The sequence below is a fragment of the Bradyrhizobium sp. AUGA SZCCT0182 genome, assembly GCF_018130185.1.
Lineage (GTDB): Bacteria > Pseudomonadota > Alphaproteobacteria > Rhizobiales > Xanthobacteraceae > Bradyrhizobium.
Genome location: NZ_JAFCLY010000018.1, coordinates 60544 through 81114, shown reverse-complemented (window position 1 = coordinate 81114; position 20571 = coordinate 60544). Strand labels below are relative to the sequence as shown.

Annotated in this window: 20 protein-coding genes; 9 read left to right on the top strand and 11 right to left on the bottom strand. The window is 62.5% G+C overall.

Features of this window, described 5'->3' with window-relative positions; translation table 11 throughout:
- The 6 genes from JQ611_RS20020 to JQ611_RS19995 form a co-directional block, all read right to left on the bottom strand.
- Positions 1-477, bottom strand: a complete 477-nt coding sequence (locus JQ611_RS20020) for a GFA family protein (protein ID WP_212466374.1) — start codon at positions 475-477, stop codon at positions 1-3.
- Positions 478-605: 128 nt separating this feature from the next.
- Positions 606-2213, bottom strand: a complete 1608-nt coding sequence (locus JQ611_RS20015; protein ID WP_212466373.1) for a benzoate-CoA ligase family protein — start codon at positions 2211-2213, stop codon at positions 606-608.
- Complete coding sequence (locus JQ611_RS20010) at positions 2210-3349, bottom strand: FAD-dependent monooxygenase (RefSeq protein WP_212466372.1); 1140 nt, start codon at positions 3347-3349, stop codon at positions 2210-2212. Before JQ611_RS20010 ends, JQ611_RS20015 begins: the two co-directional genes overlap by 4 nt.
- Before the next feature lie 127 nt (positions 3350-3476).
- Positions 3477-4796, bottom strand: a complete 1320-nt coding sequence (locus JQ611_RS20005) for a TAXI family TRAP transporter solute-binding subunit (RefSeq protein ID WP_212466371.1) — start codon at positions 4794-4796, stop codon at positions 3477-3479.
- 161 nt (positions 4797-4957) lie between these two features.
- Positions 4958-5167: a hypothetical protein gene (locus tag JQ611_RS20000; RefSeq protein WP_212466370.1), complete on the bottom strand. Its 210-nt coding sequence runs from the start codon at positions 5165-5167 to the stop codon at positions 4958-4960.
- Positions 5168-5246: 79 nt separating this feature from the next.
- Complete coding sequence (locus JQ611_RS19995) at positions 5247-5468, bottom strand: cysteine rich repeat-containing protein (protein WP_212466369.1); 222 nt, start codon at positions 5466-5468, stop codon at positions 5247-5249.
- A 346-nt stretch (positions 5469-5814) separates the two neighbouring features.
- Between JQ611_RS19995 and JQ611_RS41795 the strand changes: the two genes are divergently transcribed.
- The 5 genes from JQ611_RS41795 (at position 5815) to JQ611_RS19970 (ending at position 9039) form a co-directional block, all read left to right on the top strand.
- On the top strand, positions 5815-5964 hold the full coding sequence (locus tag JQ611_RS41795; protein WP_249133304.1) for a hypothetical protein: 150 nt from the start codon (positions 5815-5817) through the stop codon (positions 5962-5964).
- A 227-nt stretch (positions 5965-6191) separates the two neighbouring features.
- Positions 6192-6977: a transporter substrate-binding domain-containing protein gene (locus JQ611_RS19985; RefSeq protein ID WP_212466368.1), complete on the top strand. Its 786-nt coding sequence runs from the start codon at positions 6192-6194 to the stop codon at positions 6975-6977.
- A 24-nt stretch (positions 6978-7001) separates the two neighbouring features.
- Positions 7002-7664, top strand: coding sequence for an amino acid ABC transporter permease (locus JQ611_RS19980; RefSeq protein WP_211998316.1), 663 nt, complete (start codon positions 7002-7004; stop codon positions 7662-7664).
- Between the two features lie 3 nt (positions 7665-7667).
- Positions 7668-8318 carry an amino acid ABC transporter permease gene (locus JQ611_RS19975; RefSeq protein WP_212265745.1) on the top strand — a complete coding sequence of 217 codons (651 nt, stop codon included), beginning with the start codon at positions 7668-7670 and terminating at the stop codon, positions 8316-8318.
- On the top strand, positions 8305-9039 hold the full coding sequence (locus JQ611_RS19970; RefSeq protein WP_212466367.1) for an amino acid ABC transporter ATP-binding protein: 735 nt from the start codon (positions 8305-8307) through the stop codon (positions 9037-9039). The genes JQ611_RS19975 and JQ611_RS19970 overlap by 14 nt, the downstream gene beginning before the upstream one ends.
- A gap of 45 nt (positions 9040-9084) precedes the next feature.
- Here JQ611_RS19970 and JQ611_RS19965 read toward each other — a convergent pair whose 3' ends face one another.
- Positions 9085-9903 carry a hypothetical protein gene (locus JQ611_RS19965; RefSeq protein WP_212265747.1) on the bottom strand — a complete coding sequence of 273 codons (819 nt, stop codon included), beginning with the start codon at positions 9901-9903 and terminating at the stop codon, positions 9085-9087.
- Between the two features lie 53 nt (positions 9904-9956).
- A complete protein-coding gene (locus JQ611_RS42735) occupies positions 9957-10295 on the bottom strand; it encodes a hypothetical protein (protein WP_312012058.1) in 339 nt (112 codons plus the stop codon).
- Here JQ611_RS42735 and JQ611_RS19960 point away from each other — a divergent pair.
- Positions 10198-11313, top strand: coding sequence for an efflux RND transporter periplasmic adaptor subunit (locus JQ611_RS19960; RefSeq protein ID WP_312012054.1), 1116 nt, complete (start codon positions 10198-10200; stop codon positions 11311-11313). The two genes, JQ611_RS42735 and JQ611_RS19960, sit on opposite strands and share 98 nt — an antisense overlap.
- Positions 11314-11322: 9 nt before the next feature.
- Entirely contained in the window at positions 11323-14490 is a 3168-nt protein-coding gene (locus JQ611_RS19955) for an efflux RND transporter permease subunit (RefSeq protein WP_212265749.1), read from the top strand.
- A gap of 163 nt (positions 14491-14653) precedes the next feature.
- Here the strand turns inward: JQ611_RS19955 and JQ611_RS19950 are convergent, their stop codons facing one another.
- A complete protein-coding gene (locus JQ611_RS19950) occupies positions 14654-15655 on the bottom strand; it encodes an NADP-dependent oxidoreductase (RefSeq protein WP_211998328.1) in 1002 nt (333 codons plus the stop codon).
- 214 nt (positions 15656-15869) lie between these two features.
- Between JQ611_RS19950 and JQ611_RS19945 the strand changes: the two genes are divergently transcribed.
- Positions 15870-17165: a dicarboxylate/amino acid:cation symporter gene (locus JQ611_RS19945; RefSeq protein ID WP_212265750.1), complete on the top strand. Its 1296-nt coding sequence runs from the start codon at positions 15870-15872 to the stop codon at positions 17163-17165.
- A gap of 12 nt (positions 17166-17177) precedes the next feature.
- Positions 17178-18116 (top strand): amino acid ABC transporter substrate-binding protein, encoded by a 939-nt coding sequence (locus JQ611_RS19940; protein WP_212265751.1) that lies wholly within the window; start codon positions 17178-17180, stop codon positions 18114-18116.
- A 106-nt stretch (positions 18117-18222) separates the two neighbouring features.
- Here the strand turns inward: JQ611_RS19940 and JQ611_RS19935 are convergent, their stop codons facing one another.
- Together JQ611_RS19935 and JQ611_RS19930 are read right to left on the bottom strand one after the other, a co-directional pair.
- Positions 18223-19539 carry a glutamate ligase domain-containing protein gene (locus tag JQ611_RS19935; RefSeq protein WP_212265752.1) on the bottom strand — a complete coding sequence of 439 codons (1317 nt, stop codon included), beginning with the start codon at positions 19537-19539 and terminating at the stop codon, positions 18223-18225.
- Positions 19532-20536, bottom strand: coding sequence for a hypothetical protein (locus JQ611_RS19930; protein WP_212466365.1), 1005 nt, complete (start codon positions 20534-20536; stop codon positions 19532-19534). Before JQ611_RS19930 ends, JQ611_RS19935 begins: the two co-directional genes overlap by 8 nt.
- Positions 20537-20571: the final 35 nt, after the last annotated feature.

Genomic DNA, 20571 nt, shown 5'->3' with positions numbered 1-20571 from the left:
TCAGGCCGACGGCGCATCGTCCTGCGGTTCGAAACCCGGGTAAATCTTGAACCGGGGCAGCACGTCGGCGATATCGTACCACGGCGCCTTCGAAGCCACGAAGACATGCCGCTCGGGCCGCGTGTGCGGGTCACCATCGACGGTGCCGAGGGTGACGACCGTGGACTCTGGATGGTCGAGGCGCCGGATGAACAGCTGCGAACCGCATTTTGAGCAGAAGCACTTTTCGCGGTTAGGCGACGATTGGTATTCTGAGATGAACTCTGCACCGGACGTCAGGATCAGTGCTTCCGTCGGAACCAGCGCGTTGGTGGAGAACGCCGCACCGTGCGCCTTGCGGCACATCGAACAATGGCAATGTTCGGCGATCCCGAGTTGCGCGCTGATCTCATAACGAACCGAACCGCAGAGACAACCGCCGTGGAGCGGAGTGTTTTCCATGGGGTTTAGCCTTTTCAACCTCGTCGTCCCGGACAAGCGAAGCGCGATCCGGGACCCATAACCACCAGTGTCTGTGCTGCGCGAAAGTCGTCCGGCACCTTTTTTAAACGATAGGCCGCGGCGTATGGGTCCCCGCCTTCGCGGGGACGACACTGAGGGTGTTGCTACATCCTCAACAGCGCCTGCCGGTCGATCTTGCCCGTACCGGTCTTCGGCAACTCCTCGATGAATCGCACCTCGCGCGGATATTTGTAAGGCAACAGCTTTGCCTTGACGAAATCCTGCAGCCGCTTCGTTGCATCGTTGGCATCGAAGCCGCTGCGATTCATCACCACCACCGCCTTCAGCGTCATACGCCGGTCCGGCAGCTCGGCGGCGAAGACGGCGCATTCCCGCACGTCGGGGTGTTCGGCAAGGCACAGCTCGACTTCGAGCGGATAGACCCATTGGCCGGAAATCTTGATCAGGTCGTCGGCGCGGCCGCGGAAGAAGTGGAAGCCGTCGGCATCGCGGACGAAGCGGTCGCCGGTGTAGATCCACCCCTCCTCGCGGATCGTCTCCGCTGATTTGTCCGGCCGGTTCCAGTACAGCGGCGTGTTGGAATCGCCGCGCACCCACATGATCCCTTCCTCGTCGTCGCCGACGTCGCGGCCGTCCTTGTCCCGAAGCGCGATTTCATAACCGGGGACACGCAGCCCCGCCGCACCGAGCTTCTTGTGATCGGGCCGGTTGGAAAGGTAGATGTGCAGTGCCTCGGTCGAACCCAGGCCCTCAATGATTTCAAGGCCGGTCAGCGTCTTCCAGCCGTTGAACACTTCTCCCGACAGCACCTCGGCGGCGGACAGCGCCATCCGCAACGATGAAAAGTCCGCGGCCGCTGCGCCGTCGGCCTTGGTCAGCGAGGTGTAGAGCGTCGGCAATCCAAAAAACACGCTCGGGCGGTAGCGCCCGATCGCCTCGAAGATCGCAGCGGGCTTCGGCTGGCCGGGCAGCAACAGCGTGGCGGCGCCGACCGAGAACGGGAAGGTGATGGAATTGCCGAAGCCATAGGCGAAGAAAATCTTCGGCACCGAGAAGCAGATATCGTCGGGCCCGAGCTTGAGCACGTTGCGCGCAAACGCAGCTTCGCTGTAGGCCATGTCGTGCTGCAGATGCACGATGCCCTTGGGGCGTCCGGTCGAGCCCGACGAGTACATCCAGAACGCCATCTCGTTGCGGTGTGTATCAGCCTCCGCGAGTTCGGTGGGCAAGGCCTTCAGCCAGGTATCGGCAGCAAGCGTCTTCGGAACGGCGTGTTCGCCGGCGGTGCCGTTGACCACGACCAGCGTGTGCAGCGGCGTGTCCTTGCAGGCGACAGCGTCGAATCTGGAAGTGAACTCGGCATCGGTGACCGCGACGGCGGCACCGGCGTCCGAGAGATAGAATTGCAGCAGGTCCGGCGGCGTCAGGGTGTTGATCAACAGCGGCACGAAGCCGGAGCGTACCGCGCCGAAGAATGCGGCCGGGTAAGCGGGCGTATCGTCGAGGAACATCAGGATGCGGTCGCCGCGCTTCAGCCCCAGCGACTGGAAGCCGTGGCCCCATTGCGAGGCCTCGCGGCACAGCTCGGCATAGCTGCGCGTGCCGGCAGGTCCGGTCAGGGCCAGGCGTTCGCCGCGGCCGTGCACGAGATTGTCGAACAGGATGCGGCTGGCGTTGTAGCGCTCCGGGATCGCGAAACCGATTTCGCGCGCGCCGTGATTTTCCAGAGGTACCTGATCGTCGATCATCATGACCGGCTCCAGCTGTTCTTTGCTGCCTCAAAGCGCGCCATGAAGGCCGGCGACATCGCGCGCAGGCGCGCATCGTCGACCCGCCCGGAGCGGGTGATGTAGCTGTAGGCAAAATCCATCAGATCGAGCTTCATGTGTTCGGGAAAATGTTCGTACCAGTCGGCGCTGGTGCGCGCCGCCGTCACCAATTTCTTCACGATTGGCTTGCGTTCGCCCTGGTAGCGGGCAAGGCCCGCGGGAATGTCCGCTTCCGCCTCCAGCGCCTTGGTCAGTGCGATGGCGTCCTCGATCGCGAGCCTTGTTCCCGAGCCGATCGAGAAGTGCGCCGAGTGCAGGGCATCGCCGATCAGCACCATGTTGCCGTGCGACCAGTTCTCGTTCCATATCCAGGGGAAATTGCGCCATACCGACTTGTTCGACACCAGCGAATGGCCGTCGAGCGTATCGGCAAATATTTCTTCACAGATCGCCTGCGATTGTTCGATGGTCTTGTGCTCGAAACCGTAGGCCTGCCAGGTCGCCGCGTCGCATTCGACCAGGAAGGTGCTCATGGCAGGCGCATAGCGGTAGTGATGCGCGTTGAACGACCCGATGTCGGTTTTGACGAAGGTCTGCGATAGCGTGGCGAAACGTTTGCTGGTGCCGTACCAGGCGAATTTGTTGGTCGAATGCGAGACCGAGGCGCCGAACTCCTTTTCGAAGTTGCGGCGCACCAGCGAGTTCAATCCGTCGGCGGCGACGATCAGGTCATAACCTTTGAGTTCGTCCAGCGACTGGATGATGGTGTCGTATCGCGGCGTGATGCCGGCGGCGCGCACGCGCTGCTGCAAAATGGTCAACAATTCGAGCCGGCCGATCGAGGAAAAGCCGACGCCGTCGATCTCGACGCTCTCGCCCCGCAAATTGAGCGTGATGTTCTTCCAGCTTTCCATCCGCGGCGTGATCGCATCGACCGTCTCGGGGTCGTCGGCGCGCAAAAATTCCAGCGCCTGTTCGGAGAACACGACGCCAAAACCCCAGGTCGCGCCTTCGGGGTTCTGCTCGAACAGGTCGATCTCTGCGTCCGGATGACGCCGCTTCCAGAGATAGGCGAAGTAGAGACCGCCGGGGCCTCCGCCGATGACGGCGATACGCACGGTACCCCTCCCTAATTGACAGTATACTTACTAGTTGGAGCCACCCTAAACCGGACCGGGGAATGGCGCCACCAAAAAATTGCGAAAACGGACCGGGCGGACCTCGCCCGTGGGACGCCGCCCGGAGCTAGCTCTGCTTCGCGGCAGGCCCCTCCGCCAGCATTTGCCGGCGGCGATAGATCGAATCTTCCAGCCGATGCGCCATTGAAACCAGCGTCGAAATATCCTGCGCGTTCTCGCTTCTGATCGCGCTGGCCATCTCGGCATCCAGTGCCTGGTCGACCTGGTTTTCGATCTCGGTCAGTTCGGCCTCGCTCTTCACTTCCCTTATCCGCCGCGGCAAGGCGAACAGGCTGCGCAACGTCGTCTCGGCGGGTTCCTGCCGGCCGCCAAGAAACCGCCACGCGGTTGCGAAGATCGAGGCCAGTGCGCCCAGCACCATCGGCGTCAGGTAAATCCAGTTGCCGTACTTATCCATGAAGCTTTGCTGGGTCCCGTTATAGTAGGCCGCGGCCCCCGGATGGACCGGGATATAGGCGCCGGGATCGGTATCGGGTGCCGTCAGCCCGGCCAGCAGCGGCTGGTCGCGCACGAGATCGTTGCGGGCAGTGACCAGCGCCTGGGTCAGCGTCGTGATCGTGTCCGGGTCGAGTTTCTTGTTGGCCACCAGATACGTCGCGACGCGGAGCGTGGTCAGATCGGCATCCGGCACCGGCGGGCTGCCGCGCAGCGTGCCTTGCGGAATATCGAAGCTTTCATAGGCACCTTCGACATCGGCGATGGCGCCGGCCGATTCAACCGGGATCAAGGCGGGGAAGGAATTATGCCCGCCCCGGAAGAAGCGCCTCACCAGGGAAAGGTACTTTTCGCTCAGCGGGACGACCAGCACGAACGCGCTCGCCGCTTTCGACTGGATCGCGCGGGGCGTATCCGCCGGCGCCATGTTCTTGAAGATCACCTTGTCGCCGAGGTCATATTCCTTTTTCAGGGCCTCGACGATCTTCTGGTTGATCTCGCCACCGACGACGCCGACCGTGTGGCCCTTCATCTTCTCGATGCTGGTCACCTGCGATCCCGGCAGCGCCAGGATCATCAGGACCGATTTGGTGACCAGCGCGACGCTCCGCGCCAGCGAGAGATCGCCGACATCGGCGCGCACGATGGCAAGGTCGGTCTTTCCCTCGGCAAAGATTTTTGCGGAATCGAGCACGTTGTCCGTCGGAACGATCTTCAAACGGACCGTGGATTTGGTGGCTTCCAGCCGGGCGGCGATGACGGACGCGACTTTGGCCGCTTCGCCGTCGAACGAGCCCACCGCGACGCTCAGCACCGTCGGCCTGTCGTAGAAGCGATAGGCGATGAGGCCGGCGCCGAGCACAATGCCGGCAAGGCCCGCCAGCAGGAACGCCCGGGCCCAGAATGGCAATGCGATTGAAAAATTCTTCATCCCGGATTCACAGCCATTGAACTTCGAAGCGTCCAATGCTGGCACATCATGCGCGATCCGGCAAAACAGGGAATGGTAAGTTCCGGCTGTGGTGCCGCCAATGACGGTAGTCGCGGCCGGCAGGTGCAGATGTCTTCAGTTTTGCGCGGGATCAGCTTCGATCAGGTGCAGCGGCGAACCTTCACGCCGTTGACGATCACGGTGCGGCACACGACCGCCGGCTTCTTGACGACGACCGCACCCCGAGCTCCGGCGCAGCCGGCGCGAACGACGCCGCGGGCGCAGACCACTGCGTTGGCCTCGGTCGACTCAAAGGTCATGGTGGTGCCAAAGGCGAGCAGGGCGGCTGCAATGAGCAGAAAAGCACGCATGTCGTTCTCCCTGGATTTATCTTGGTCGGTGTTCAGGTTTCTTCTGGAAGGTGCGGCGGATGCGTCTCAGACCGCGCGTCTATTTCTTCTCCGCTGCCTGCAATACCTTCTTGCAAGCAGGTGTGAGCTTGTCGCTCTCCTTGGAGAGACAGGCGATGATCCGCCCGCCGCCTGGCGTGACGCTTTTGCAATATTTCTCGTAATCGCCCATGCAGGCGTCGCGCTGTGCGGCAGTCAGCTCCTGCGCGAACGCTTGCGACGCGCACAACAGGGTGGTTGCAGTCAGGATGACACGTAGCATCTGTTTTTCCTCTCCTGGTGATTGAAGATTATCGCTCTCAAAGGTCAGACAGGTCGCTTGCTTGCTTCCCGGTCGCTGACCCGCTGTATTGGAGCTCCGATTTTTATTGCGAGCTGAGGAGAACCCATGGCGGAGATCAGAGCCGGATGGCTGTCATTCTATGCCGATCGTATCGAGCCGGCTTCCAGGGAAATATTTTCGCACGTCGAAAAAATGATCGTAGGAACGTTGATCGTGCGGCCGGCGCGCACGTTTCGAGTAATGAGCCGGCGATCGTCCTGTTCGGCTATTTACGCCATGACTTTTAAGCAGTGGCCTCGTCGGGCGCGGCGTCGAGTTGTTCGGGGTGATACTCCTGCTCCTGAATTTTATCGACGGCCTGTACAAGCTGGCAAAGGTCAACTGGCACGTCGCGTACCAGATCGCGATGACGATTTGTTATGTCGCCCTGTCGGTACGGTTGGTTCAATTGATCCTGGCGTTTCGCGGCGAGTAGCTGGCCGCAACCCTGCATGGAATGGCGGGATGTGTATCATTTGGGCGTGAAGTTGTCATTCGGAGTGCCGTACCGCAGGCTAATTCCGAGGCAGGCGATGACAAAATAAGGAGCAACGCGGGGCATTGCCTGATCGTTGAGCATCGGGCAGGGTCCCGCACTGCGAAGGGGATCCGAAGACATCGACCAAACCGACCGGCGATGTCGCGATGCACAGGGGACATAGGATGCTGTCTAGGAAATCGATGCTTGCCGCGGCTTTCGCGCTCGCCACCGCCGCGCTGACCACGCCGGCCCATGCCGACGCGCTGGACTCGATCATGGCGGCCAAGGTCATCAAGGTTGCAGTGCCGCAGGATTTTGCGCCGTTCGGCTCCGCCGGGCTCGATCTCAAGCCGCAGGGCTACGACATCGACATGGCCAACCTGATCGGCAAGGCGCTCGGGGTGAAGGTCGATATCATCGCCGTCACCAGCGCCAACCGGATTCCCTATCTGCAGACCAAGAAGGCCGACATCGTCATTTCCAGCCTCGGCAAGAATGCCGAGCGCGAGAAGGTGATCGACTTTTCCGTCGCCTATGCGCCGTTCTTCTCCGGCGTGTTCGGTACCAAGGAAATCAAGTTAGCATCGGCCGACGAGCTCAAGGGCAAGACGATCGGCGCCACCCGCGGTGCTATCGAGGAGCAGGAACTGACGAAGCTCGCGCCGGCTGACACTACCATCAAGCGTTTCGAGGATAACAACGCCACCATTGCCGCCTTCGTATCCGGGCAGGTCGACCTGATCGCGACCGGCAATACGGTCGCCGCCGCCATCGCCGAGAAGGTCCCGGCCCGGGCGCCCGCGCTCAAATTCGTGATCAAGGACAGCCCGTGCTTCATCGGGCTCAACAAGGAAGAGCCGAAGCTGCTGGCCAAGCTCAACGAGATCATCGCGCAGGCCAAGACGTCCGGCGACATCGCCAAACTGTCCGAGAAGTGGCTGAAGGCACCCTTGCCGCCGGGCTTTTGACCTGGTCGCGGGGGCCAACCCGTCATGAACTACAAGCTCCAATTCGGCGAGTTGCTGCCCCACTGGGATGTGCTGCTGTGGGGGTTGCTGTTCACCGTCGTACTGACGGTCGTATCGACCGTCGCCGGTATCGCCGTCGGCACCGCCGGCGCATCCGCGCGCACCTTCGGGCCGAAATGGCTCGGCAGCCTGGTCGCCGGCTATGTCGAGGTGATCCGCAACACGCCGTTCATCGTTCAGTTGTTTTTTATCTTCTTCGGCCTGCCGGCTGCCGGGCTGAAGCTCAGCGAATCGACCGCGGCATTCCTCGCCATGACCATCAATCTCGGCGCCTATTCGACCGAGATCATCCGCGCCGGCATCGAGGCGGTGCCGAAAGGCCATATCGAGGCCGGTATCAGCCTTGCCATGACCAAATGGGAAGTGCTGCGCCACATCGTCCTCAAGCAGGCGTTTGAGAAAATCTATCCGGCGCTGTCGTCGCAGATCATCATCGTCATGCTGGGCTCGGCCGTGGTGTCGCAGATCTCGGCGCAGGACCTGACCTACGCCGCCAACCTGATCGCCTCGCGCAACTTCCGCAACTTCGAGGTCTATCTGCTGGTGGCTTTGGCCTATCTCTTGCTCGCCATGCTGACGCGTTCGCTGCTGCGCGGCCTCGGCCGCATCCTGTTCAAGGCGAAGTGAGCCATGTTGCAGTTCAGCCTCTGGGACATCCTGTCGAACCTCCTGATCGCCACGCAGTGGACCATCGTGCTGTCGCTGATCGCCTTTGTCTGCGGCGGCGTTGTCGGGCTGATCCTGCTGTTCATGCGGACCTCCAGGATCCCGGCGCTGGAATGGTCCACCAAGATCTACATCGAGCTGTTCCAGGGCACGCCGCTGCTGATGCAGCTGTTTCTGTTCTTCTTCGGCATCGCGCTGTTCGGCGTCGAGGTGAGCCCGTGGATGGCCGCGACCCTGGCGCTGACGTTCTGGACCAGCGCCTTTCTCGCCGAGATCTGGCGTGGCTGCGTCGAGTCGATTCCGAAGGGCCAGTGGGAAGCCTCCTCCAGCCTCGCCATGAGCTACATCGAGCAGATGCGTTACGTCATCCTGCCGCAGGCCTCGCGGATCGCGGTTGCGCCGACCGTCGGTTTCTCGGTGCAGGTGGTCAAAGGCACCGCGCTGGCCTCGATCATCGGCTTCGTCGAGCTGACCAAGGCCGGCACCATGCTCAACAACGCGACGTTCCGCCCCTTCGTGGTCTATTCGCTGGTCGCGCTGATCTATTTCTGCCTGTGTTTCCCGCTGTCCTGGTGGGCGAAAAAAATCGAGAGCCGCCTCAATGTCGCTCGTTAGCATTCGTGACGTCAGAAAGAGTTTTGGTCCGAACGAGGTGCTGAAGGGCGTCTCGCTCGAGGTCGCCAAGGGCGATGTGGTCGCCATCATCGGCCGCTCCGGATCGGGCAAGAGCACGCTGCTCCGCTGCATCAATGGCCTGGAGACCTATCAGTCCGGCGCGATCATCGCCGACGGCATCGAGGTCGGCGGCTCCACCACCAATCTGCGCGAGCTGCGCCGCCATGTCGGCATGGTGTTCCAGCAGTTCAATCTGTTTCCGCACCTGACCGCCGCCGAGAACGTGATGCTGGCGCCGACCGTCGTCAACAAGGTGTCGGCCAAGGAGGCGCGCGCCACCGCGGCCGAGGTGCTGGCGAAGGTCGGGCTGTCCGAGAAGATGGATGCCTATCCGAACCAGCTTTCCGGCGGCCAGCAGCAGCGCGTCGCGATCGCGCGTTCGCTGGCGATGCGGCCGAAAGTATTGCTGTGCGATGAAATCACCTCGGCGCTCGACCCGGAACTGGTCAACGAGGTGCTGCGCGTGGTCGAGCAACTGGCGCGCGAGGGCATGACGCTGATTCTGGTCACGCATGAGATGCGTTTCGCCCGCGACGTCGGCACCAAGCTCGTCTTCATGCACCACGGCAGGGTGCATGAAGAGGGCGTTCCGAAAGAGGTGTTTGCCGCGCCGCGGACGCCGGAACTGCAGCAGTTCGTCGGGACCGTCTCGCACGCATAGTCCGATCGCGCCGTTTTCACGGCGCGAACCGGGTAGCGCGGCCTGCTACTGCGCCTTGAACTGGGCCAGCACGTCCTGGCAGGCTGGCGACAGCCTGCCCGCGTTGGTGGCGAGGCACTGCACGATGCGGCCACCGCCCGGCTGAACGCCACCGCAGATCGTGCGGACATCGGCGCCGCAGGCCGACCGCAGCACCATCAGCTCTTCGCGCGGCCGCATCGGTCGCAGCACGATCACGGTGGGCGCGGCCGGTGCAGCAGCAGCGCCTGCCGCTGCCGGAGCTGCCGCCGCCGCGGGAGCGGCGCCCGCTGCCGGTGCGGCACCACCGCCGACGGCCGCCGTGACCGCCTTCTCGCAAGCCGGCGAAAGTTTTGCCTTGTTCTTGTCCAGGCACTGCAGCGCCGGGGCGCCGCCGGTCGGCACGCCAGCGCAGACTTTTGGATAGTCGGAGCGGCAGGCGCTGCGGACCGCGGAGATCTGCGCGCTGGACGGCTGCCCCGCGGCTGCAGGCTTGGTATCGGCCTTGGGCGCCGCGGTGGTGGTGGCAGGCTGTGCGCCGGCCGCGGCCGGAGCGGTTTCGGGCTTGGCCGCGGGCGCGGCGGCAGCCGGCGCTTGCACGGCGCGCACCGCGCTTTGACAGCTCGATGACAGGCTCGACATATTCTTCTGCAGGCATTGCAGCGAAGCTTCGCCGCCCGGCGGAATACTGGAGCAATGCGCGATATAATCCGAGCGGCATTGGGTCTTGATCGCGTCGCGTTGCGCCTGGCTCGGCGCTTGCGCAGATAACGGTGCTGCACTTGCGAATATCACTGCCGTCATCAACGCCCCGAGCGTTGCCGCACGTGTCAACGTGTTGATCATTTGAATAAATCCTTTTTGTCGTCGCTGGAGCCGCCGCTTCAACAGAAGTAAAATCATGAACGAGAAAGCGAAGAAAATTTCGCGCGCGGCATCATTTTCGGTTTCCGGTTCCCCTGCAAGTGGATTGTTGCTATTTTTATGGGATGGTCGAACGCCATAATTTGAATAGAACGCGCTTTGCAAGAACAAACGTATTGAGGCACGCAGATGAAGTCTGAGCGTTCGCTGGCATGCAGCAGACCACATGACACCTTCAGACAGAGAGGCGCCATTGCGTGTCGTGCGGTCTTCGCCATTGCCGCATTCGGCGTCTTAAGTGCCTGCGAACAAAATACTTTTGTGCCGCCGCCGCCGCCGAAAGTTGAGGTCGCCGTGCCGGTGCAGCGCAGCATCACGCGCTATCTGGAGGCGACCGGCAACACCGCGCCGATCAAGAACGTCGATCTGGTCGCGCGCGTGCAGGGCTTCCTGCAATCGATCAACTACAAGGACGGTACCTTCGTGAAAGAAGGCACCACGCTGTTCACGATCGAGCCGGAAACCTACAAACTGAAGCTCGATCAGGCGCAGGCCGCTCAAACCGGCATGGAGGCCTCGATGAAGCAGGCCGAAGCCGATTTCAAGCGGCAGTCGGAGCTGGTGCAAAGACAGGCGGTCTCGCAGGCGACGCTCGATACTTCGACGGCGGCGCGCGAGAACGCGCAGGCAAACCTGCAGCAGGCCCAGGTCAACACCAAGATTGCGGCCGTCAACTACGGCTATACCAACGTCACGGCGCCGTTCGACGGGATCGTCAGCGCGCATCTGGTCTCGGTCGGCGAACTGGTCGGCGTCTCGTCGCCGACCCAGCTTGCCACCATCGTGGCGCTCGACCCGATCTATGTGAATTTCAACGTCAACGAACAGGACGTGCTGCGGATCCGGGAAGAGGCAAGGCGGCGGGGAATGACCGTCGACGAAATCCGGCAGTTGCCGGTCGAGGTCGGATTGCAGACCGAGAGCGGCTTCCCGCACAAGGGCAAGCTCGACTACGTCTCGCCGACCCTCAATCAAGGGACCGGCACGCTCGCGGTGCGCGGCGTATTGCCGAATCCTGATCGGGCGTTGCTGCCGGGATTCTTCGTCCGGGTCCGCGTGCCCTTCGACGAGCAGTCGAATGCGCTGCTGGTGCCTGATGTGGCGCTCGGCAGCGACCAGGCCGGTCGCTACGTGCTGGTCGTCAACGGCGAGAACGTGGTCGAACAGCGCAAGGTACAGACCGGGCCGCTCGAGGGCACGCTACGCGTCATCGAAAGCGGTTTGAAGGGCGATGATCGCGTCGTCACCGCCGGGCTGCTCCGTGCGATCCCCGGTCAGAAGGTCGACCCGCAGGTCAAGAAAATCGAAGCGTCGCCGGCGTCAGCCAAATAAGGACCGGCCATGATTTCGAAATTCTTCATCGAGCGGCCCGTCCTTTCCAACGTCATCGCGATCCTGATGATCCTGATCGGCGGGGTGTGCCTGTTCCGCCTCGCGGTGGCGCAATATCCTGATGTGGTACCGCCGACGGTGCAGGTGACGACGCGCTATCCCGGCGCCAGCGCCAAGACCGTGATCGATACCGTGGCGCTGCCGATCGAACAGCAGGTCAACGGCGTTGAGGACATGCTGTACATGCAGTCCTACAGCGGCGCCGACGGCACCTATTCGCTGACGGTGACGTTCAAGATCGGCACCGACCTCAACTTCGCGCAGGTGCTGGTGCAAAACCGGGTGTCGAGCGCGCTGGCGCAGCTGCCGCAGTCGGTGCAGAACCAGGGCGTCACCGTGCAGAAGAAGTCGACGGCGGTCCTGCTGTTCGTGACGTTGACGTCGCCGAATGCGACCTATGACAGCCTGTTCCTGAGCAACTACGCCACCATCAACATCAGGGACGAACTGTCGCGCCTGCCCGGCGTCGGCAACGTCACGGTGTTTGGCGCCGGCCAGTATTCGATGCGGGTCTGGCTTGATCCGAACAAGCTGCAGGTGCGCAACCTGATGCCGCAGGATGTCGTCTCCTCGATTCAGCAGCAGAGCCAGCAGGTCACGGCAGGCCAGGTCGGCGCCCCGCCGGCGCCTGCGGGACAGGCGTTCCAGTACACGCTGAACGTCAATGGGCGGCTCAGCGACAAGAGCGAGTTCGAGGACATCATCGTCAAGGTCGGCAGCAATGGCGACGTCACCCGTGTCCGCGACGTCGGCTGGGTCGAGCTCGGCGCCCAGACCTACAGCCAGGCGTTCTCGCTCAACAACAAGCCCGCCACCGGCATCGGCGTGTTCCAGTCGCCCGGCGCCAACGCGCTCGAGGTCGAGAAGGCCGTCAGGGAAAAGATGGTGGTGCTCGCCAAGGCGTTTCCGCATGACGTGAAACATGATACGCCGTTCGACACCACGAAATTCGTCTCGGAATCGATCAAGGAGGTCTACAAGACGCTGATCGAGGCCGGCTTCCTCGTCCTGATCGTAATCCTGATCTTCCTGCAGGATTGGCGGGCAATGCTGGTGCCGGCGACGACAGTGCCGGTGACGATCATCGGCGCCTTCGCCGCGATGGCGGCGCTCGGCTTCACCGTCAACATTTCGACCCTGTTCGCCATCGTGCTCGCGATCGGCATCGTGGTCGACGACGCCATCGTCGTGGTCGAGGGCGCGGCGCATAATATCGAGAAGGGCATGTCCGGCCATGACGCCGCGATATCGGCGATGGACGCGCTGTTCGCGCCGATCGTCGGCATCACGCTGGTGCTGATCTCGGTGTTCCTGCCGTCGGCCTTCCTGCCGGGACTGACGGGGCGGATGTATTCGCAATTCGCGCTTGTCATCGCGGCGACCGCGCTGCTCAGCGCCATCAATGCCGCGACGCTGAAGCCGACCCAATGCGCGCTGTGGCTGCGCCGGCCGGCGCCGCCGGAACAGCGCAATTTCTTCTACCGCGGCTTCAACGCGGTCTATGACCGGGTCGAACGCGCATATGCCCGGCTGATCGGCCGCCTGGTCGCGCACAGCAATATCTCCGTGATTTTTGCCCTCATCCTGATCTGCGGCGCCGGTTACGGCCTGTCGCGGGTGCCGACCGGGTTTATTCCCATTGAAGATCAGGGCTATCTCTTGGTCGCCGTGCAACTGCCCGACGGCGCCTCGCTCGATCGCACCCAGCAAGTGCTCACCCGGGTCAGCGAAATCGCCGGCAAGCACCCGGGCGTCGATCAGGTCATCAGCATTTCCGGCATCTCGGCGCTGGATAGTTCTTCCAGCCTGGCCAATGCCGGCGTCGCCTATCTGATCCTCAAGGAGTGGAGTGCGCGCGGTGAGGGCGAGGACCTGCGGTCGCTGTTCGTCGGCCTGAACGAGAAGATGTCTGCCATCGAGGAGGCGCGAATCCTGGTGGTTCCGCCGCCGCCGATCCAGGGCATCGGCAACGCCGCCGGTTTTGCGATGCAGGTTCAGTTGCGCGACGGCAATGCCGACTACGGCAAGCTGCAGGCGATTGCCGGCGCCATCGTCTCCAACGCGCAGACGCAAAGCGCGCTGCAGCGCGTCAGCTCGTCGTTCCGTTCGATGGTGCCGCAATTCGACGTCGAGGTGGACCGGGTCAAGACCCAGACCCTGCATGTCACGACCGACCAGATATTCTCGACGCTGTCGTCCTATATGGGATCGACCTACGTCAACCAGTTCAACAAGTTCGGTCGCACCTTCCAGGTCTATGCCCAGGCGGATGCGCAATATCGCCTGACCTTGCGCGACATGGCGAACATGATGGTGCGCAACAGCAATGGCGACATGATCCCGCTCGGCACGGTCGCCAAGATCACGCCTTCGGTCGGCCCCTCGCTGATCAGCCTGTACAATCTCTATCCGTCCGCGAGCATCATCGGCCTGCCGGCCACGGGCTACAGCTCGGGCCAGTCGATGAAACTGATGGAGGAGATCGCCGGAAAGACCCTGCCGCAGGGCACCGGCTTTGAATGGACGGCCATGTCGTACCAGGAGAAGGTCGTCGGCGGCCAGATCTACTGGGCGTTCGGGCTCGCGCTGTTGCTGGTCTATCTCGTGCTGGCCGGACAATATGAAAGCTGGTTTGCGCCGATCTCGGTGATATTAGCGGTGCCGTTGTCGCTGCTCGGTCCGATGATCGTGCTGACGGGCCTGCGGATCGAGAACAACCTCTATACCCAGATCGGCATCATCCTGCTGATAGCGCTGTCGGCCAAGAACGCCATTCTGATCGTCGAGGTCGCGCTCGAACTGCATGTGCGCGACCGCAAGCCGCTGCTGGAATCCGCCGTTGAGGCGGCGCGAGCCCGGTTCCGGCCGATCCTGATGACGTCGTTTGCCTTCATCCTCGGCGTGGTGCCGCTGGTGCTGGCGACCGGCGCCGGCGCCAACGCCCGCAAATCGATCGGCATCACCGTGTTCTCGGGCATGCTGGCCTCGACCTGTCTGGCGGTGCTGTTCGTGCCGACGTTCTTTGTCGTGGTGCAGCGGTTCGAGAACTGGCTCAGCGAGCGGAAGCGGAAGAAAGCGGGCGGGCAGGTGGCGCCGCAGGCACCGGCGGCGCATTAGATCTGTTTGCTCCCTCGCCCCGCTCTTGCGGGGAGAGGGTTGGGGTGAGGGGCTCTCTCCGCGAAATTGGTGCGAGTTGATAAACCTGTACCCCCTCACCCGGATCACATCTGCGATGTGATCCGACCTCTCCCCGCAAGCGGGGCGAGGTGAAACGAGAGCCCTACACCTTCACCATCCGCTTGCCGCGGTTCTCGCCGGCCAATAGTCCGATCAGCGCCTGCGGTGTGTTTTCCAGGCCGTTGATGACATCTTCCTGCACTTTCAGTTTGCCGGAAGCGACCCAGGACTGCAGGTCCTTCAGGGCCTGATCGCGCTCGTTCATGTAGTCCATCACGATGAAGCCCTGCATGATCAGGCGCTTCACCACGATCAGGCCGGGCACCCCGCGCGGGCCAGTCGCCGACGGCACGCCGTCATATTGCGAGATCGCGCCGCAGCAGGAGATGCGGCCGCGGTTGTTCATCAGCGCGATGCAGGCCTCCAGAATGTCGCCGCCGACATTGTCGAAATAGACGTCGATGCCCTTCGGCGCCGCTGCCCGCAGCGCCTTGTAGGTCGCGCCGTCCTTGTAATCGACCGCGGCGTCGAAGCCGAGTTCGCTGGTGAGCCAGTTACATTTATCCTTGCCGCCGGCGATGCCGACGACGTGGCATCCCTTGATTTTTGCAATCTGGCCGACGATCGAGCCGACCGAGCCGGCCGCGGCCGAGACCACGACGGTTTCACCTTCCTTGGGCTTGCCGACATGGAGCAGGCCGAAATAGGCGGTAAGGCCGGCGATGCCATAGACGCTGAGCAGATGCGTCATCGGCTCCATCCGGGGCATTTTTGTCAAATGCTTTGCGGGCACCGCCGCGTAATCCTGCCAGCCGGTATCGCCGAACACGATGTCGCCGGGGCTGAGGCCAGGTGCCTTCGAGGACACGACCTCGGCGATGCCGCCGCCGGCCATCACGGTGTTGGCCTCGACCGCGGCGCGATAGGTGGCGCCGTGCATCCAGGCGCGGTTGGCGGCGTCGAGCGAGATATAGCGCGCCCGCACCAGCACCTCGCCGTCCTTCGGCTCCGGCACCGCGCCCTCCGACATCTTGAAATGCTCGGGCCCGAGTTTTCCGGTCGGCTTTTCCACCAGCAGGATCTGGCGATTGACGGTAGCGTTCATGGCGTTCCTTCCCTCGGATTGATCGTTCTTGATGCAGTTGATCGCATATCAGGCGACCGATTGCACATGTTGTGCGCTGCACCGAACGCTAGTCGCCGTGCGCGTGATCCACAACGGAAACATTTCGGCAAGTGTGTAAATTGTCGCAAGTTTGTTGCGCCGCCCTCCAAATCTGCCAAACTTAAGGTTGCCGGAAAAACGGGGGTCAGAAAAAATGTCGAGCAGGTTCACACAATACATCCTGATCGCGATGGCGCTTGGCATCGTGATGGGGACCGTCGTTTTCAATTACATGCCCGACAATCGGGTGGCGATCGCGGCTGATGTAAATCTGGTCGCAATGCTGTTCCTGCGCCTGATCAAGATGATCATCGCGCCATTGGTGTTCGCCACGCTGGTCGGCGGCATCGCCCATATGGGCTCCGGCTCGAGGCTCGGCCGGATTTTTGCGAAGACCATGGGCTGGTTCGTCACCGCCTCGTTCGTCTCGTTGCTGCTCGGCCTTGTCATGGTCAACCTGCTGGAGCCCGGAGCGAACTTCCCCGGCACGCTGCCCGACAAGTCGCAGTCGACCGGACTGCCGGTGTCGGCGTTCTCGTTCGAAAAATTCCTGATGCATCTGATCCCGACCTCGATCGCCGATGCGATGGCGCAGAATGAAATCCTGCAGATCGTGGTGTTTGCGGTGTTCTTCGCCGTCGCCCTCGGCGCGATGCCGGAGGAACGCTCCAAGCCGATCCTGTCGCTGATCGACGATCTCGCCCACATCATGCTCAAGGTCACCGGCTATGTGATGCTGTTCGCGCCGCTGGCGGTATGGGCGGCGATCATGGCGACGGTGGCGAAGAACGGCCTCGGCGTCCTGTGGAAGCTGATCGTCTTCATGGGCGGCTTCTATCTGTCGCTGGCGATCCTCTGGATCATCCTGATCGTCGTCGGCTTCATCGTGATCGGGCCGAGATACAAGAACCTGCTGCGGCTGATCCGCGAGCCGCTGATGATCGCGTTCTCGACCGCGTCGTCGGAGGCCGCCTATCCGAAGACGCTCGAAGGGCTCAACCGGTTCGGGGCGTCGTCGCGCATCTCGAGCTTCGTGCTGCCGCTGGGTTACTCGTTCAACCTCGACGGCACCATGATGTACTGCACCTTCGCGAGCGTGTTTATCGCGCAGACCTATCACATCGACATGCCGCTCGGGACCCAGCTTGCGATGCTGGCAACGCTGATGATCACCTCGAAGGGGGTCGCAGGCGTTCCCCGCGCGTCCCTGGTGGTGATCGCCTCGACGCTCAGCCAGTTCGGCATTCCCGAGGCGGGCCTGTTGATGATCATGGGTATCGATACGTTCCTCGACATGGGACGCAGCGCCACCAACGTGATCGGCAATTCGCTCGCCACCGCCGTGGTTGCGAAATGGGAAGGCGAGCTCAAACCCGAGCACGAGCTTGGCCCCGATGACGTGGTCCCGACGGATGCCGTTCCCGGCGAGCCCATCCCGGCCACGCATTGACGGGAGAGATGCATGCATCAGTTCCCAAGAGGGCTTGCGCGTAGGCCGATAGCGGCTGCGGGTCTGTTGCTGGCAGCATGTCTGCTGGCAACGCCGGCGGCGGCCCAGACCGCGAGCGAGGGGCTCAGCCCCACGCTCGCCAACATCAAGCGGACGCATGTGGTGCGGCTCGGCTATCGCGAGAGCTCGCCGCCGTTCTCGTTCCTCGACCACTCCAACCGGCCGATCGGCTACAGTCTCGAATTGTGCGAGGCGATCGTCGAGGAAATCGGGGTCGAGGTCGACGATGCGAACCTCAAGATCGAATACGTCAAGGTCACCTCGGACGACCGCATTCCCGCAGTGACGGAAAACAAGATCGACCTCGAATGCGGGTCGACCACGGCCAATGCCGAACGCGCCAAACTGGTGGCGTTCTCGCCGCTGATGTTCGTGGCCGGCACCAAGCTGATGGTGCCAAAAGCCTCGACGATCTCGGCGCCGACGGACCTGAAGGGCAAGACGGTGGTGGTCACCAAAGGCACCACCAACGAGCAGGCGATGCATAATGTCGACAAGAAGTTCTCGCTCGGCCTGAACATCCTGACCTCGCCCGACCACGAGCAATCCTACCAGATGCTGGTGGACGGCAAGGCCGACGCGTTTGCCACCGACGACATCCTGCTCTACGGCCTGATCGCGCGGCACAAGGCCCAGGCCCAGTTCAAGGTCACGGGCGAGTATCTGTCCTACGATCCCTACGGCATCATGTTCCGCAAGGGCGAGCCGCAGCTCAAGGCGGTGGTCGAGCGCACCTTCCGCAAGCTCGGCTCGGGCCGCGATCTGGTGCCGCTCTACAATAAATGGTTCGTGGGGCGGCTGCCGACCGGCGAGAAGCTGGGTGTTTCGATCTCGCCGCAGCTCGAAGAGGCTTTTAAGGTGCTCGACGACTCGGCCGGGGGAGCCAACTAAGGCTGACGTCATTGCGAACGAAGCGAAGCAATCCATCTAGCCGTGTAAAGAAAGAATGGATTGCTTCGTCGCAAGGGCTCCTCGCAATGACGGCGGGGAGACGGAACTAAAAAAACCGCAAATCCTGCGCGCGGCCACCACGGACGGTCGTGGCGTATTCGATCGCCAGGAACAGTCCGCCCGCGACATATAGTTTGCGCTTTCGTGATGCTGCCAACGCATCGGCGAGCCGCACAGCGTCCTCGATCGTTGTGGCAACATGAATATCCGCCGCGGGATTGGCGAGCCGCGCCGCGGCGGCGATGTCGTGCGGGTCCGCGCCCTTGTGGTACGCCGCCGTGCAGATGATCGTATCGAACGCCGGCGCCAGCGCGCCGACGATCTCGCCGGCCTTCTTGTCTCCGGAGGCGCCGGTGACGAGGATCCAGTCGTCGGCGCCGTGGATCGCCTTGAGACTTGCGAGCGATTGTCGGATGCCGTCGGGGGTGTGACCGACATCGATCACCGTGAGCGGATCCTGCGCGATGATTTCGAGACGGCCGGGCCATCGCGTATCGCGCAGGCCTGATCGCACCGCGTCCTCGATCCGGTCGGGCGCCTTGAGGGGGTTGGCGCGTTGCAGCCACAGCAAGAACAGCGCGACGGCAATCGCGGCATTGTTGAACTGAACCGTGCCGAGCAGGTTCGCCTCCAATCCCTGATATTCGTAATCACCGAACCGGAAATCGAACTGCTGCCCTGAGGCCGATGCCAGCTCACCGCCGATATCGATCTGGTGGCGGACGAACAGCGATGTGACATCCCGATACCGGTTATGTTCGTAGAGATGCCGCTGCAACGGTAGGCAATTCTCGCCGTAAATGATGGTGCCGCCGGCGGCACAGGCGTCACTCTTGTCGGAGGCGATCAGTTCGAGCGAGTTGCCGAGCAGTTCGACATGTTCGTAATCGACCGAGGTTACGCAGGTCTCGCGCGCGCCAACCAGGCGGACCGGATCATAGCGGCCGCCGATCCCGGCCTCGAACACGATGAATTCACAATTCGCCTCCGAGAAATGTAGGCAGGCGAGCGCGAACAGCGCCTCGAAGGCACCGAAGCGGTCGCTGCGCCGGTCTGCAACCGCGGCAATGGCCGCGTCGACGCGTTGCTTCAAGCGCGCAAAGGCATCGTTGCTGATCTCGGCCCCGTTGATCCGGATCCGCTCGTTGAAACGCTCAAGATGCGGCGAGGTGAAGAGGCCGGTTCGCAGGCCATAGGCGCGACCGATCGCGGCGCACATCGCGGCCGTGCTGCCCTTGCCGTTCGAGCCGGTCACCACGACCGAACTGCGCTGCAGCCGTGCGCGATCGATCCCGAGCGCGTCGAGCAATTCGGCCAGGCGCGCGAGGCAGATGCCGTCGCCATATTTCGGCAGGTCAAACACCGAGCAGTCCCATCGCGTGAAACGTGTGATGCCAGATTTTGAGAATCAGATCGCCGCGATCGGATTCTTCCAGCAGCCGGATCGACGGATTGGAATTGACCTCGATCACGGCTGCCGCGCCGGGCTCGCCGCCAATGCCGGCGAACAGATCGACGGCTGCGACACGAAGCCCGAGCGCGCGGGCGGCGTTTTTCGCCAGCGTAACCGCTGCTTCGGAAGGCGCTGCTTCCAGCACCATCGTTCCGCCTGCGCTCAGATTCATCCGGCCGGGAATGTCGCGGCGTTCGCCCTTTGCCAGCACGGCGTCGAGCGAGGAGTCGCTATCCCCGGGCGACACCGGCGAAAGGCCGCGGGCGCGAAGGGCATCGTTATGGGCAGCGAACAATTCGCGCAACGTGTGTACGCCGTCGCCGCGGACGAAGGGCGGATATTTGCGCGCGCAATACAGTGCATCATCGTCGAGCAGGAATATCCGGAACTCGACGCCTTCGACGATCGGCTGGATCAGGACCGCGTCGTAATATTTCGCGACGTCGTCGAGATGCTGGATCAGCGAAGCCTCGTCGTGGATCCTTTGTGCGAAATCGCCGCGCGATCCCGTCAGCGGTTTGGCGAAGGCGGATCCGCCCAGCTTGCGAAAATACGCCAGCGCGTCGGCGCGCTCATGGCCCAATGGTCGATGCGCACGATAGCGATCGTGCAGGAAGAAATATTCACCGCCGATCGTTCGCACGCCGGCTTCGTCAAGGATTCTGCCGGTGAAGTATTTGTCGGAAGCCAGCGTCGAGGCGGTGGCGTTGTTCTGCGGATACCATGAGCAGCGCCCCGCGCCGAAATGCAGGGATTTTGCCTCTGAAGCCACGCTGAAGATCAGTCCCGAGCCGCCGTCGAGATCGCGAAAAGTTAATCCGAATTCGGCGCAGGCGAATTCGGCATAGATCGACTGGTCCGGATAAAAGCCCGGTTTACCTTGTCGAAATTCTCTCACGCTTCGCATGCGGGCTCTTTTGACGCGTTCTAAGATTGCGTAGC